The organism is Calditrichota bacterium (assembly GCA_013112635.1).
GTDB lineage: Bacteria > Calditrichota > Calditrichia > Calditrichales > J004 > JABFGF01.
This window is the reverse complement of the sequence record JABFGF010000002.1, coordinates 274,962-287,388: the sequence shown is the minus strand read 5'-3', so window position 1 is coordinate 287,388 and position 12,427 is coordinate 274,962. Positions and strand designations below refer to the sequence as shown.

The window sequence follows — 12,427 nt, the reverse complement described above, 5'->3', positions numbered from 1 at the left end:
GATGAAGTCGCAAGAAAATTATAGTGAACTATCAGCAGACGAGTTGAATGAAAGACTTGGCGAACGAATTGAGGAGTTAGAAAACTTACGTATGCAGCAAGCTACGCATCAGATAACGAATCCAATTCGAATCCGCTATATTCGCAGGGATATTGCACGGATTAAAACGTTAATTCATCAGCAAAAACTGAGTAACCAGGAAAATTAGAAATGAGCGATCGTAATTTAAGAAAAACACGGGTTGGTAAAGTGTTAAGCAATAAGATGGACAAAACCATTACAGTTGCGGTTGAAAGAAAAATTAAACACCCGATTTACGGAAAATATATTAAAAAAACATTGAAGCTTTATGCCAATGATATTGAAAACAGCTGCACTGAAGGTGATGTTGTTAAAATCATGGAAACCCGCCCGCAAAGTAAATTAAAACGCTGGCGTTTGGTTGAAATATTAGAAAAAGCAAAATAGAATTCCGATAAGGACTTAAGAAAATGATTCAAGAAGAAACTAGGCTTAATGCTGCTGATAATTCGGGTGCTCAGAAGATTCAATGTATTCGGGTTTTAGGCGGATCAAAAAAGAAATATGCATCAATTGGTGATCTTATTGTCATCACGGTTAAAAGCGCAATTCCGGGTGGAAATGTAAAAAAAGGTACTGTACATAAAGCAGTTGTTGTACGGACAAAAAAAGAAATTAAGCGTACTGATGGTTCTTATATCCGCTTTGATGAAAACGCAGCTGTTATAATTGATGACCAGAATGAACCACGTGGAACACGTATTTTTGGCCCGGTAGCTCGCGAGCTAAGGGATAGGAAATTCATGAAAATTGTTTCATTAGCGCCAGAAGTGCTTTAAAAACGGAAAAGTAAAATGAAGATTGTAAAAAACGATACGGTAAAAGTAATTACTGGAAAATACAGTGGGAAGACCGGCAAAGTATTAAAAGTTATTCCCGAAGGCGATAAGCTTATTGTTGAAGGTGTTAACATAGTGAAGCGCCATACAAAACCATCCCAGAAAAATCAGCAGGGTGGAATTTTAGAAAAAGAAGCGCCGATTCATGTATCCAAAGTTATGTACTATTCAACAAAATTTAATGTAGCAACACGTATCGGTTATAAAATTTTAGAAGATGGCTCTAAGGTCAGGTTTTGCAAAAATCCTGAATGCCAGGGCGAAGTAATAAATTAATATTGACTGGATAAGCAAATGTCTACGTACGTACCAAGATTAGCAACAAAATATAAAGAGGAGGTAGTACCTGCTCTTACTAAAAAGTTTGGATATAAAAACATTCACCAAGTTCCTAAGCTTGTTAAAATAAGTTTAAACATGGGTGTCGGCGAAGCCATTCAAGATTCAAAACATCTTGATACAGCAATTGGTGAATTGACAATTATTTCCGGACAGAAACCTTCAGTAAGAAAAGCACGAAAATCCATTTCTAATTTTAAATTGCGTGAAGGTATGAAAATTGGATGTATGGTCACGTTGCGCAATCAAAGAATGTTTGAATTTATGGATCGGTTTATCGCTGTTGCTGTGCCTCGCGTGCGTGACTTTAGAGGTTATACCGATAAGTCATTTGATGGCCGTGGTAATTATTCCATGGGTGTTCGTGAGCAAATTATTTTCCCAGAAATAAATGTTGATAAAATTGATAAAATACATGGATTGAATATTACTTTCGTAACTACAGCCAAAACTGATGAGGAGGCTTACGAGTTACTGTTAGCGATGGGATTTCCTTTCAAAAAAAATGTTAATTAGCACAAGAGGTTAAAATTGGCTAAGAAGTGTTTAGTTGTTAAAGCAAACCGGAAACAAAAATTTAAAGTGCGTGAATACAACCGCTGTAACAGATGTGGACGCCAAAGGGCATACATGCGCAAGTTTGGTATTTGCAGAATTTGTTTTCGTCAATTATCTCTCCAGGGTGAAATACCTGGTGTCACAAAAGCAAGCTGGTAGTGGTGGAGGAATAGAGAATTATGTCAATGTCTGATCCGATAGCAGATTATCTAACGCGTGTACGAAATGGATTACATGCAAAAAAGAATTTTGTAGATATTCCTGCATCAAATATCAAAAGAAAAATATCAAGGATCCTGTTAGAACAGGGCTTTGTAAAAAGATACATTATTATTGATGATGGAAGTCAGGGTATCATTCGTGTTTGGTTAAAATACGATGAATTAGGCAACCCGGTTATCCATAGTATTAAACGTGTAAGTACGCCTGGTAAAAGGCATTATGTCTCGGTAGATAGTTTACCACGAGTAAAAAATAATTTAGGGATTTCAATCCTTACAACACCCAAAGGAATTATTACTGCCAGCGAAGCAAAACGACAAAATGTCGGTGGTGAAGTCCTTTGTGAAGTTTGGTAGTTAATAAGGGGAATCAAAGTGTCAAGAATTGGAAAATTGCCTGTAGATATTCCGGCAAACACAAATATAGAACTTGCAAATAACCATTTGGTAGTTAAAGGCCCAAAAGGTGAGTTGGTACAGGATTTTCACCCAGCTATAAAGCTTGAGCACAAAGACAATCAAATCGTTGTTAATAGAAAGAATGATCTTAAAGAAAGCCGCAGTCTTCATGGATTAACCAGGGCTTTAATTGCAAATATGGTTGAGGGCGTTAACAATGGCTTTACAAAAAAGCTGGAAATAGTTGGTATAGGTTACAAAGCTGAAATGAAAGCAAAGAACCTTGTGTTAACAATTGGTTATTCACATCAGATTGTAATAGCTGTTCCAAACTCAATTACAATAAAAACATCTTCACCAACTTCAATTGAAATAAGTGGAATTGATAAAGAGATGGTTGGAAAAATAGCTGCTAAAATTAGAAGCTTCAGAAAACCTGAACCTTATAAAGGTAAAGGTATCAAGTATGAGGGTGAATACGTAAGACGTAAAGCAGGTAAAACAGCAGGCAAATAATTTAGCTATCAGGATAGAAAAATGAGTAAAAAGAAAAAAATATTTGGTACAGCAGAAAGACCTCGTTTGGTTGTATATCGAAGCTTGCGTTATATGCATGCACAACTAATTGATGACACAAAAAATGTTGTGCTTGTTGGTCTAATGAACAAAACTAAAGATGTATCTGCTGAAATAAAAAAAGCTAAGTCAAAAACAGAAGCAGCTAATACTATCGGTAAACTTTTAGCTGAAAAAGCAAAAAAGAAAAAAATTGAACAAGTTGTTTTTGATAGAAATGGTTACATATATCATGGCCGTGTAAAAGCTTTAGCTGATGGTGCTAGAGAAGGCGGATTAAAGTTCTAAATTAGGAGATTTATCGTGCTGGAAAGAATAAATCCAGGTGAGTTAGATATTAAGGAAAAAGTAGTTTATATCAATCGTGTTGCTAAAGTTTTAAAAGGCGGAAGGCGCTTTTCCTTTAATGCAATTGTTGTTGTTGGTGATGGCAATGGTGTAATAGGGTTAGGGCTTGGTAAAGCTGGCGAAGTAATAAACGCAATTTCCAAAGCAACTGATCAGGCTAAAAAAAATCTTGTCCGTGTAACTTTGCTTAATGGGACAATACCATATGCTGTTAATGCAAAATTTGGTGCCGCAAAAGTAATGTTAAAGCCTGCCGCACAAGGTACTGGTGTTATTGCCGGTGGCCCTGTTAGGGCAATATGTGAGATGGCCGGTGTTCAAAACATTTTAACAAAATCAAATGGCTCTTCAAATCCGCACAACTTAAGTAAAGCAACATTTAACGCCTTGGTCAATATGGTGAGCGCGGAAGATGTAGCTAAAAGACGCGGAATGTCACTAAGCCAATTGTTTCAAGGCTAATAAAGCTTTCAGAGGATTATATCGATGGCAAAGAAAAAAGATACAAAAATTAAAATTACGCAAACTAAAAGTGCAATTGGGTACAATGTTAAACAAAAAAGAACATTGGAAGCATTGGGCTTAAAAAAGCTAAACCATTCAGTAGTTCACAACAGTACTCCACAGATTGAAGGAATGGTTACTAAAGTAAAACATTTAGTTTCAGTAGAAGACGCAAACTAAGTCAATTAGGATATTTCATGGATTTAAGTAGCTTAAAACCGAATAAAGGTTCAACTAAAAAAAATAAAAGACGCGGACGTGGCGAAGGTTCAGGACTGGGTGTTACAGCAGGACGTGGACACAAAGGATACGGTTCTCGCGGTGGAAGTAAAAAGAGAGCCTGGTTTGAAGGTGGGCAAATGCCGCTTCAAAGAAGGTTACCAAAATTTGGTTTTACAAATATAAACAAAGTTACGTTTCAGGTAATTAATGTCTCTGACTTGCAGGAAATTGACGTTAAAAAAGAAATAACACCAGAAACTTTATATGAATTAAAAATGATTCGCAAGAAAACTGTTCCTGTTAAATTGTTGGGTACAGGGGAATTAGATAAAAAAGTGGATATTAAAGTAGACGCAGTTAGCAAATCTGCCCGTGAAAAGGTAGAAAAAGCAGGAGGCACAGTTACTTTATCATGATTTTAGAATCATTCCGAAATATTTTCAAGATTGCTGATTTAAGAAAGCGCGTTTTATTTACGGTTATGATATTAGGTATCGAACGGATTGGTACTCATATTGTTACACCGGGAATTGATACAGCGGTTCTTGCTGAAGGTTTTAGAAATTTACAAGGCACATTATTTGGATTATATGATTTATTTGCCGGCGGCGCCTTCAAAAAGGCAGCCATTTTCGGACTTGGTATTATGCCTTATATTAGTGCTTCTATCATAATACAGTTACTCGGTGCTGTTTTTCCTTATTTCCAGAAACTTCAGAAAGAAGGAGATGAGGGCCGTAAAAAAATCACGCAATTTACCCGGTACGGAACATTGGCAATTTCAGCTGCACAGGCAGCAGGAGTCGCATTCTTTTTACAAAGCATACAGGTTGCTGATGGAAGATTGGCTGTTCCGGATCCTGGATTAGGTTTTGTTTTAATGACAGTTCTTTCGATGACTTCAGGTACAATGTTAATTATGTGGCTGGGTGAGCAGATTGACGACCGTGGAATTGGCAATGGTATTTCGCTGATTATTTTTATTGGGATTATTGCACAATTACCATCCGCTTTAATTCAGGAATTTGAACAGTTTTCAAGTGGCCAGCGTCATTTATTGGAAGAAGTAGCATTGATGGCTCTTGCATTCGCAATTATTTATGTAGTTGTTCTGTTAACACAGGGAACTCGTAAAATACCAGTTCAATATGCAAAACGTGTTGTGGGACGCAAAGTATATGGTGGGGTTAACACTCACTTCCCAATGAAAGTATTAACGGCTGGTGTAATGCCAATTATTTTTGCACAAGCGTTGATGTTTGTACCACAGACAATGATTACATTTTTACCGGAAAGTGATTTTACCGTTTATATACAGGGCCTGTTTTCTTATGATTCCTGGTTCTACTGGATATTCTATTTTGTTGTGATTGTGTTCTTTACATATTTTTACACGGCAATCGCTCTTAATCCGGTTGATGTTGCTGACAACTTGAAAAAACAGGGCGGTTTCATACCAGGCGTTCGTCCAGGTAAAAAAACCTCAGAATTTCTGGATAACATTTTAACACGAATAACTTTACCGGCATCAATCTTTTTAGGTTTAATTGCTATAGTTCCTATGATGCTGGCCCAATGGTTTAACATTCCATTTAGTTTAGCGTCCTTTTTTGGTGGTACAGGATTGTTAATTATTGTTGGTGTTGCTCTGGATTTTCTACAGCAAATAGAATCTCAATTGTTTGAACGGCATTATGATGGATTTATGAAATCAGGCGCCATAAAAAGCCGTAGGGCATAAGGAAGAAGGTTCTCTTTTGGCAAAAAAGCAAGAAGCCATCAAAGTAGATGGGATTATAAAAGAAACGTTACCAAATGCTTCATTTATAGTTACTTTAGAAAACGGTCATGAAGTGTTGGCATATATTTCTGGCAAAATGAGAATGCATTTTATAAAAATTTTACCGGGTGACAAGGTTAGTATGGAACTCTCGCCATACGATCTGACACGTGGAAGAATTGTTTACAGATATAAATAAGGGCTTTAAAATGAAAGTACAAGCTTCAGTAAAAAAGATTTGTGACGGATGCAAAGTAATCCGTAGACAAGGTGTTGTTCGTGTAATTTGCAGTAAAAATCCACGTCATAAACAACGCCAAGGTTAAAATTTAAGGAGAAATAGATTGGCACGTATAGCTGGTGTAGATTTACCCAAAAATAAAAGAGTACTTATAGGTTTAACCTATATTTACGGAATTGGCAAAACTTCGGCTCAGAATATTTGTGATGAGTGTAAAGTTGATATTAATACACGTGTTCAAAGCCTTTCAGATGATGAAGTAGCTAAAATCCGTAAACTAATTCAAGACAGATATAAAGTTGAAGGTGCTTTAAAGTCTGAGATTAATATGAACATTAAGAGATTGATGGATATTAATTCTGTACGCGGCTACAGGCACCACAGAGGTTTACCAGTTCATGGGCAAAGGACAAAAACAAATGCCCGCACCAGAAAAGGCCGTAAACGTCTTGTAGGTGGAAAGAAAAAATAAGCATTGGAGGTAATGGGTGGCTTCACCAAAAGTAAAAAAACAAAAAAAGAAAAAAAGCGTTGAGCCTCATGGCAAAGCGCATATTAAAGCAACATTTAACAATACGATAATATCGCTTACGGATAATTATGGTAATGTTATTTCTTGGGCAACTGCAGGAAAAGTAGGTTTTAAAGGTTCACGTAAAAATACACCTTTTGCTGCTCAGGTAGCTGCTGAAAATGCAGCAAAAATTGCTAAAGACCTGGGGTTGAAATCGGTTGATATTGAAGTAAAAGGCCCTGGTTCTGGACGTGAAGCAGCTATTCGATCTTTGCAGGCTGCAGGTCTGGAGGTTATATCTATTAAAGATGTGACAGCAATTCCGCACAATGGTTGCAGACCACCTAAGAAAAGACGCGTTTAAAAATATATTGGAGTTTAGTAAATGGCACGTAACACGGGTCCAAAAGGAAAGCTTGTCCGTAAATTTGGTGAAAATATTTTCGGCAACCCTAAGTTTGATAAGCTTTTAAGTAATAAACCTTACCCACCAGGGCAACATGGGATGGGTAGGAAAAAAGTATCTGATTATGGAATGCAGCTAAAAGAAAAGCAGAAATTAAAATTCATGTATGGGCTGCTGGAAAGACAATTCCGTAAGACATTTAAAAAAGCTGAACGTATGAAAGGCGTTACTGGAGAAAATCTGTTAATGCTTTTAGAAAGCCGTTTGGACAACACAGTTTTCCGTCTTGGATTAGCAGTTTCAAGAACCCAGGCCAGGCAACTTGTATTGCACAGACACATTACCGTGAATGGAAAAGTAGTGAATATTCCTTCATATGTCTTGCAAAAAGGTGATACTGTTCAAGTGCGCGAAAAAAGTAGAAAATTATCTGTTTTCCATGAGTCATTAAAAAAGGTTCGGGCAGAGAATATGTATGCTTGGTTAAACCTTGATAAGGCCCAATTAATCGGAGAATTTTTATATGCTCCTAACAGAGAAGAAATTCCGGTTAATATTCAAGAAAACATGATTGTGGAATTGTATTCAAAATAATTAACTCAAAACACATAGGTGGAGAATGAGCTGGTCTAATTTACAAATGCCAGAACGTATTGAATTAGAAGAGTCAACATATACTGACAACTTTGGAAGATTTGTTGTTCAGCCTCTTGAAAAAGGATATGGTGTAACTGTTGGAAATATGTTAAGAAGAGTATTACTTTCTTCTTTGCATGGTGCAGCCATTACATCGATAAAAGTAAACGATATCCAACATGAATTTACACAGATTGACGGTGTTTACGAAGATATTACTGAGATTATTTTAAATCTGAAACAAGTTCGTATTAAGCTGATTAACAAGCGTCCGGAAAAAATTAATCTTTCCTTATCAGGAGCGATGGATTTTAAAGCTGGATTAATTCAGGAACAAACAACTGATTTTGAAGTCCTGAACCCAGACTTGCATATAGCTACTTTAAATGAAAATGCCAATGTTGATCTCGAATTGAGAATTGGTAAAGGCAGAGGGTATGTAACTGCGGATGAAAATAAGGAAACGGATCAACCTATAGGCGTGATTGCTATAGATTCTATATTTACACCTGTTATCAATGTAAAATACTATATAGAAAATACACGTGTTGGTCAAAAAACAGATTTTGAAAAGTTGATTCTTGAAATTGAAACAGATGGCAGTGTTACTCCTGATGATGCTTTGACATATGCAGGTAAAATTCTTAAAGATCATATCCAATTGTTCATCAATTTTGATATTGATACTGAAGATGATGAAGTTGCTGAAGTTGATGAAGAAACCTTGAGAATTAAAAAGCTTCTCAAAATGAATGTTGATGAACTTGAACTTTCTGTACGTTCACATAATTGCTTAAAAGCATCTAATATCAAAACAATTGGCGATCTTGTGCGCCGTGAAGAAGGTGAAATGCTTAAGTTCAAAAATTTTGGCCGTAAGTCATTAATGGAACTTGGCAAAATTTTAGAAGAACGTGGCTTACAGTTTGGAATGAATATAGAAAGTTATGTTAAATCCGAAGATAAAATATAGTACCGATAAGGAACATTTAAATGAGACACAATAAAAAAGGTACACATCTAGGGCGCACTACAAGCCATAAAAAAGCAATGATGCGTAATATGGTTGCCAGTCTTTTTGAACACAAATCAATTAAGACAACAGATGCAAAAGCCAAAGAAACCAGAAGATATGCTGAAAAATTGATTACTTACGCTAAAAAAGGATCATTACATCATAGACGTCTTGCTTTTAAATTTTTGCAAAACAAAGAAGCTGTAAAGACATTATTTGATGAGATTGGTCCAGCATGTGCTGAAAGGCAGGGCGGGTATACACGGATAATCAAATTAGGATTTCGGCAAGGAGATGCCGCATCAATTAGTATGTTGGAATTAGTTGATTTCAGTACATACTCAGCTGAAAAGAGAGCAAAGAAAACTGAAGAAAAAGCTCAAAAGAAGGAAGCTGCTGAAAAAGAAGAAGCCGCTGCCGCTGAATAAGTTTAAAATATTTTCACAAAAGGGTTATTTCAAATCGAAATAACCCTTTTTTTGTTTATAGATGTTTCATTTATTTGCATACTTGGCGACCTAAACCTATATTTTTATTGTCCTTATTAAAGCAGAACCTTGTGAAAAAACTTATTGTTTTATTCTTTTTCTTAAATATCTTTACCGGTAATCTAGTTGCATCTCAAAGGGGAATTTGGGTTGTAAGAGATGCACTTACTTCGAAAGAAAGTATTTCAAAAATAATAAGTAACTCCAAAGACCTAAAAATTGATACAATTTTTCTTCAATTCCGCGCCCTTGGCAATGTGTATTATCCAACTCTGAATAACATACCGCAAAAACATGTTGACGACGAACTGTTGGCATTGCTTTTTAAGACAGCAGTGCAAAATAATATTAAAGTACATGTTTGGTTGAATGTATGTTATATTTGGCATAAGAAAATATTACCCTCAGACCCAAATCATATTATTTACCGCACACAAAATGCCAAAGTGGAGCCAACAACTCCAGGTATCGAGTCAGAAGGATATTATTTGCATCCTAATGATAATTCAAATTTATCCGAAATCATAACTGTTATAAAAGAATTGTACTCGTTGTATAACATTGATGGTGTACATTTAGATTATTTTCGTTATCCAAAGGAAATTAACCATGTTTCGAAGATTGCAAGAACCGAATATATGGTTAAGCACGGCTTAGACCCATTAATACCTTTATCAAATCCTAAAAACTTTGTAACTGAGAGAGGTGCGGAAGCCTTTTATTATTTCCAAAATACATATAAGCAATTTTTGAGGAACGAATTAACCGAAGCTTTAAGAAAAATTAAAAGTGGAATTGAAGAAATAAATCCAGGTCTAAAACTTAGTGTTGCTGTGAAACCAAATCCTGTTGAGGCAAAACATAGATTTATGCAGGATTGGTTATTTTGGGTGGAAAATGAATTGTGTGATTTTGTTGTTATGATGAATTATAACCCAAAAATGCCTAAATTTAAAGCTAATATAAAAATCACCAAAGAAAAAATTGGGTTAGATCGCATCAGGATAGGAATTGCAACATATAATATTAAAAATGAGGAAGTGTTAAAAAGAATAAAATATGTTGATAATGATATTTCTGCGGGCTATGTACTTTTTTCTTATAACTCAATTAAAAAAAACAACCGTTTGTATAATGTATTGAAACATTTTGATTAATAGAATGAATTAGACTAGCGATGGATAAAAGAAGAAGTGATATTTTGATAAATGATCTGATAATGTGGATTTTTAAGCATACAGATACTGGTTTTGAAATCGCTATTAATAGCACGAAAGAACCTAATATCAAAGTACCTATGCTCAAAACCGGCTTATAATGATGGGAAAAATTGTTGCGATTGCTAGTCAAAAAGGTGGTGTAGGGAAAACATCAACTGTAATTAATCTTGGAGTTAGCCTAACTATATTTCAAAAGAAAACCCTAGTGATTGATATGGATCCGCAAGGAAGCATAGCTGAAACATTTCACTTAAATGAATTTGAAATTAAGTATGGCATATTTGATATATTCGTAAATAAAATTCCATTATCTTCATCTATTACAGATATTGGCTTGGAAAACTTTGAAATTGTACCGGCGAATGTTCGAAATGAGGAAGATGAAGTAGAACTTTATACCAATGCATTTCATATAAAATTATTAAAAAACGTATTACAACCATATTTGGAGTTGTATGATTATATTTTAATCGACTGTCCCCCCAATCTTGGTACACTTACGATGAATGCACTTGCAGCAGCAAATTCAGTAATTATACCTGTTCAATGCGAGTATTACTCCCTTAAATCATTGGGGAAGTTTTTAAGATCAATAAAAAATATTGGCAATAAATTTAATACTAATTTAGAAATATTGGGTATTTTAATTACAATGTTTGACAAAAGGTTAAAAAAAAGCCGTGAAATTGCAAATGATATGTCAAAATCATTCAAAGATTTGATTTTTCAGACGAAAATACCAAGGAATTCAAAAATATCAGAGGCACCAGCTGTTGGAAAACCTGTTGCTTTATTTGATATTAATTCTGCAGGTGCTATAAGTTATTTAAATTTAGCTGAAGAAATTATTAAAAATGAACACAGTTTATCGAAATAAGAAAGGATTCAGACGTGAAAAATCTGTATAATCGTGTTGAAAACCTGGATGAACTTATTCGGTCAGTAAAATTACCGTATCTGGCGTGGAAGATTTTATTTTTAGTTAATAAAAATTCTGATGCCCAGGAAATTGCTGGACTTCTCGAAACAGATGAAGAATCAGTTTCAAATTCTATGCAACTATTAATTCAAAATGGTTTGGTTTCAATTGAAGAAACATCTGAAGGAACAACTGAAGAAACGGTTACTGATCTACCCAGCCCAGAAATTGAAGAGGCAACTGAACAAGTAATTGAAGAAGTTGAAGAAGAAAAGCCGGTGGCAGAAGAAGTCAGCGAGCCAGTTGTTGAAGAACCAGGACAGGATGAAACACTTGAAGAGCTACTTCAGGAAGAAGAAAGCATTGAAGAAGTTGTTGAAAGCGAAGAACCAGAAGAGTTAAAAAATGAGCCGGCTGAAGAACCGTCAGAGGAAGAATTGATTCCGGTTATTGAAGAAGAGGAACTTCAAAATGCTGATGAGGCTCTTGATGAATTATTAGCGGAGACTGAACAACCTGTTTCTGAAGAGGTTGTAGAACAGGCACCAGAAGAACCAGAAATTCTTGCTGAAGAACCTGAAATTGAAACTAAGGAAGAAAAAATAGAAATAAATATCCCGGAAGGTGATGAAGGTGATGATATTTCTGATGAAATGGAGTTCAATTTTAATTTAACAGGTGATGAAAAAGCAGAAAAAGTTGATGAGGCTCCTCCAGCTGAAAAAGCTCCGGAAGAAACAGTTGATAAAACTGGATTCAAGAAAATACTTGTTATTGATGACAGCCTTGTAATTAGAAAAATGGTTGAAATTGCTTTGGAAGAAGAAGAGTTTAGTATTGAAACTGCAGTAAGTGGCAAAGAAGGTTTAGATGTGATGGACCAAACAAATCCTGATTTGGTAATTTTGGATATGATGCTGCCGGATATAAATGGAATTGAAATCTTAAAAACGATCAAAGCATCAAAAGGGATTCCTGTAATAATGTTGTCAGGTAAAGATTCGCCTCAAATGATTGAAACTGCAAAGAATGAAGGCGCGGAAGAATTTTTGCCAAAACCATTTAAAGACGACGATCTTGTTGAAAAAATTAAAAAACTGATCTAATTACAAGCTCATTTT

At 35.3% G+C, this 12,427-nt stretch carries 23 protein-coding genes; all 23 read left to right on the top strand.

Annotated features, from left to right (window positions below; translation table 11 throughout):
- Position 1 precedes the first annotated feature (1 nt).
- Complete coding sequence (gene rpmC / locus HND50_06410) at positions 2-208, top strand: 50S ribosomal protein L29 (GenBank protein ID NOG44846.1); 207 nt, start codon at positions 2-4, stop codon at positions 206-208.
- A 2-nt stretch (positions 209-210) separates the two neighbouring features.
- A complete protein-coding gene (rpsQ, locus tag HND50_06405) occupies positions 211-468 on the top strand; it encodes a 30S ribosomal protein S17 (protein NOG44845.1) in 258 nt (85 codons plus the stop codon).
- Between the two features lie 23 nt (positions 469-491).
- Positions 492-860, top strand: coding sequence for a 50S ribosomal protein L14 (gene rplN, locus HND50_06400; protein NOG44844.1), 369 nt, complete (start codon positions 492-494; stop codon positions 858-860).
- Between the two features lie 15 nt (positions 861-875).
- Positions 876-1,196, top strand: a complete 321-nt coding sequence (locus tag HND50_06395; GenBank protein ID NOG44843.1) for a 50S ribosomal protein L24 — start codon at positions 876-878, stop codon at positions 1,194-1,196.
- An 18-nt stretch (positions 1,197-1,214) separates the two neighbouring features.
- Complete coding sequence (gene rplE, locus HND50_06390) at positions 1,215-1,775, top strand: 50S ribosomal protein L5 (GenBank protein ID NOG44842.1); 561 nt, start codon at positions 1,215-1,217, stop codon at positions 1,773-1,775.
- Between the two features lie 15 nt (positions 1,776-1,790).
- Complete coding sequence (locus HND50_06385) at positions 1,791-1,976, top strand: type Z 30S ribosomal protein S14 (protein ID NOG44841.1); 186 nt, start codon at positions 1,791-1,793, stop codon at positions 1,974-1,976.
- A 20-nt stretch (positions 1,977-1,996) separates the two neighbouring features.
- Entirely contained in the window at positions 1,997-2,395 is a 399-nt protein-coding gene (gene rpsH / locus HND50_06380; protein NOG44840.1) for a 30S ribosomal protein S8, read from the top strand.
- Between the two features lie 18 nt (positions 2,396-2,413).
- A complete protein-coding gene (rplF, locus tag HND50_06375; GenBank protein NOG44839.1) occupies positions 2,414-2,953 on the top strand; it encodes a 50S ribosomal protein L6 in 540 nt (179 codons plus the stop codon).
- Positions 2,954-2,974: 21 nt separating this feature from the next.
- Positions 2,975-3,301 carry a 50S ribosomal protein L18 gene (locus HND50_06370; protein NOG44838.1) on the top strand — a complete coding sequence of 109 codons (327 nt, stop codon included), beginning with the start codon at positions 2,975-2,977 and terminating at the stop codon, positions 3,299-3,301.
- An 18-nt stretch (positions 3,302-3,319) separates the two neighbouring features.
- On the top strand, positions 3,320-3,823 hold the full coding sequence (gene rpsE, locus HND50_06365; protein ID NOG44837.1) for a 30S ribosomal protein S5: 504 nt from the start codon (positions 3,320-3,322) through the stop codon (positions 3,821-3,823).
- Positions 3,824-3,847: 24 nt separating this feature from the next.
- Positions 3,848-4,045, top strand: a complete 198-nt coding sequence (gene rpmD, locus HND50_06360; protein ID NOG44836.1) for a 50S ribosomal protein L30 — start codon at positions 3,848-3,850, stop codon at positions 4,043-4,045.
- A 17-nt stretch (positions 4,046-4,062) separates the two neighbouring features.
- A complete protein-coding gene (rplO, locus tag HND50_06355) occupies positions 4,063-4,503 on the top strand; it encodes a 50S ribosomal protein L15 (protein ID NOG44835.1) in 441 nt (146 codons plus the stop codon).
- Complete coding sequence (gene secY / locus HND50_06350) at positions 4,497-5,828, top strand: preprotein translocase subunit SecY (protein NOG44834.1); 1,332 nt, start codon at positions 4,497-4,499, stop codon at positions 5,826-5,828. Before rplO ends, secY begins: the two co-directional genes overlap by 7 nt.
- A 16-nt stretch (positions 5,829-5,844) precedes the next feature.
- Positions 5,845-6,066 carry a translation initiation factor IF-1 gene (gene infA, locus HND50_06345; protein NOG44833.1) on the top strand — a complete coding sequence of 74 codons (222 nt, stop codon included), beginning with the start codon at positions 5,845-5,847 and terminating at the stop codon, positions 6,064-6,066.
- A gap of 10 nt (positions 6,067-6,076) precedes the next feature.
- On the top strand, positions 6,077-6,193 hold the full coding sequence (gene rpmJ, locus HND50_06340) for a 50S ribosomal protein L36 (GenBank protein ID NOG44832.1): 117 nt from the start codon (positions 6,077-6,079) through the stop codon (positions 6,191-6,193).
- A gap of 18 nt (positions 6,194-6,211) precedes the next feature.
- Positions 6,212-6,580, top strand: coding sequence for a 30S ribosomal protein S13 (rpsM, locus tag HND50_06335; protein NOG44831.1), 369 nt, complete (start codon positions 6,212-6,214; stop codon positions 6,578-6,580).
- Between the two features lie 16 nt (positions 6,581-6,596).
- On the top strand, positions 6,597-6,986 hold the full coding sequence (gene rpsK, locus HND50_06330; protein ID NOG44830.1) for a 30S ribosomal protein S11: 390 nt from the start codon (positions 6,597-6,599) through the stop codon (positions 6,984-6,986).
- Between the two features lie 21 nt (positions 6,987-7,007).
- On the top strand, positions 7,008-7,622 hold the full coding sequence (gene rpsD / locus HND50_06325; protein NOG44829.1) for a 30S ribosomal protein S4: 615 nt from the start codon (positions 7,008-7,010) through the stop codon (positions 7,620-7,622).
- A 25-nt stretch (positions 7,623-7,647) separates the two neighbouring features.
- On the top strand, positions 7,648-8,637 hold the full coding sequence (locus HND50_06320; protein ID NOG44828.1) for a DNA-directed RNA polymerase subunit alpha: 990 nt from the start codon (positions 7,648-7,650) through the stop codon (positions 8,635-8,637).
- Between the two features lie 20 nt (positions 8,638-8,657).
- A complete protein-coding gene (gene rplQ, locus HND50_06315) occupies positions 8,658-9,107 on the top strand; it encodes a 50S ribosomal protein L17 (GenBank protein ID NOG44827.1) in 450 nt (149 codons plus the stop codon).
- A gap of 131 nt (positions 9,108-9,238) precedes the next feature.
- Positions 9,239-10,324: a family 10 glycosylhydrolase gene (locus HND50_06310; protein ID NOG44826.1), complete on the top strand. Its 1,086-nt coding sequence runs from the start codon at positions 9,239-9,241 to the stop codon at positions 10,322-10,324.
- Positions 10,325-10,484: 160 nt separating this feature from the next.
- Positions 10,485-11,264: a ParA family protein gene (locus tag HND50_06305; protein ID NOG44825.1), complete on the top strand. Its 780-nt coding sequence runs from the start codon at positions 10,485-10,487 to the stop codon at positions 11,262-11,264.
- Between the two features lie 14 nt (positions 11,265-11,278).
- Positions 11,279-12,412, top strand: a complete 1,134-nt coding sequence (locus tag HND50_06300) for a response regulator (GenBank protein ID NOG44824.1) — start codon at positions 11,279-11,281, stop codon at positions 12,410-12,412.
- Positions 12,413-12,427: the final 15 nt, after the last annotated feature.

Bases quoted from the DNA above. Each gene is read 5' to 3' on its own strand.
- rpsH (NOG44840.1), top strand. From the start codon at position 1,997: ATGTCAATGTCTGATCCGATAGCAGATTATCTAACGCGTGTACGAAAT.
- rpmJ (NOG44832.1), top strand. From the start codon at position 6,077: ATGAAAGTACAAGCTTCAGTAAAAAAGATTTGTGACGGATGCAAAGTA.
- rplE (NOG44842.1), top strand. From the start codon at position 1,215: ATGTCTACGTACGTACCAAGATTAGCAACAAAATATAAAGAGGAGGTA.
- HND50_06395 (NOG44843.1), top strand. From the start codon at position 876: ATGAAGATTGTAAAAAACGATACGGTAAAAGTAATTACTGGAAAATAC.
- rpmD (NOG44836.1), top strand. From the start codon at position 3,848: ATGGCAAAGAAAAAAGATACAAAAATTAAAATTACGCAAACTAAAAGT.
- rpsD (NOG44829.1), top strand. From the start codon at position 7,008: ATGGCACGTAACACGGGTCCAAAAGGAAAGCTTGTCCGTAAATTTGGT.
- HND50_06320 (NOG44828.1), top strand. From the start codon at position 7,648: ATGAGCTGGTCTAATTTACAAATGCCAGAACGTATTGAATTAGAAGAG.
- HND50_06370 (NOG44838.1), top strand. From the start codon at position 2,975: ATGAGTAAAAAGAAAAAAATATTTGGTACAGCAGAAAGACCTCGTTTG.
- rpmC (NOG44846.1), top strand. From the start codon at position 2: ATGAAGTCGCAAGAAAATTATAGTGAACTATCAGCAGACGAGTTGAAT.
- rplO (NOG44835.1), top strand. From the start codon at position 4,063: ATGGATTTAAGTAGCTTAAAACCGAATAAAGGTTCAACTAAAAAAAAT.
- rplN (NOG44844.1), top strand. From the start codon at position 492: ATGATTCAAGAAGAAACTAGGCTTAATGCTGCTGATAATTCGGGTGCT.
- HND50_06305 (NOG44825.1), top strand. From the start codon at position 10,485: ATGATGGGAAAAATTGTTGCGATTGCTAGTCAAAAAGGTGGTGTAGGG.
- rplQ (NOG44827.1), top strand. From the start codon at position 8,658: ATGAGACACAATAAAAAAGGTACACATCTAGGGCGCACTACAAGCCAT.
- rpsQ (NOG44845.1), top strand. From the start codon at position 211: ATGAGCGATCGTAATTTAAGAAAAACACGGGTTGGTAAAGTGTTAAGC.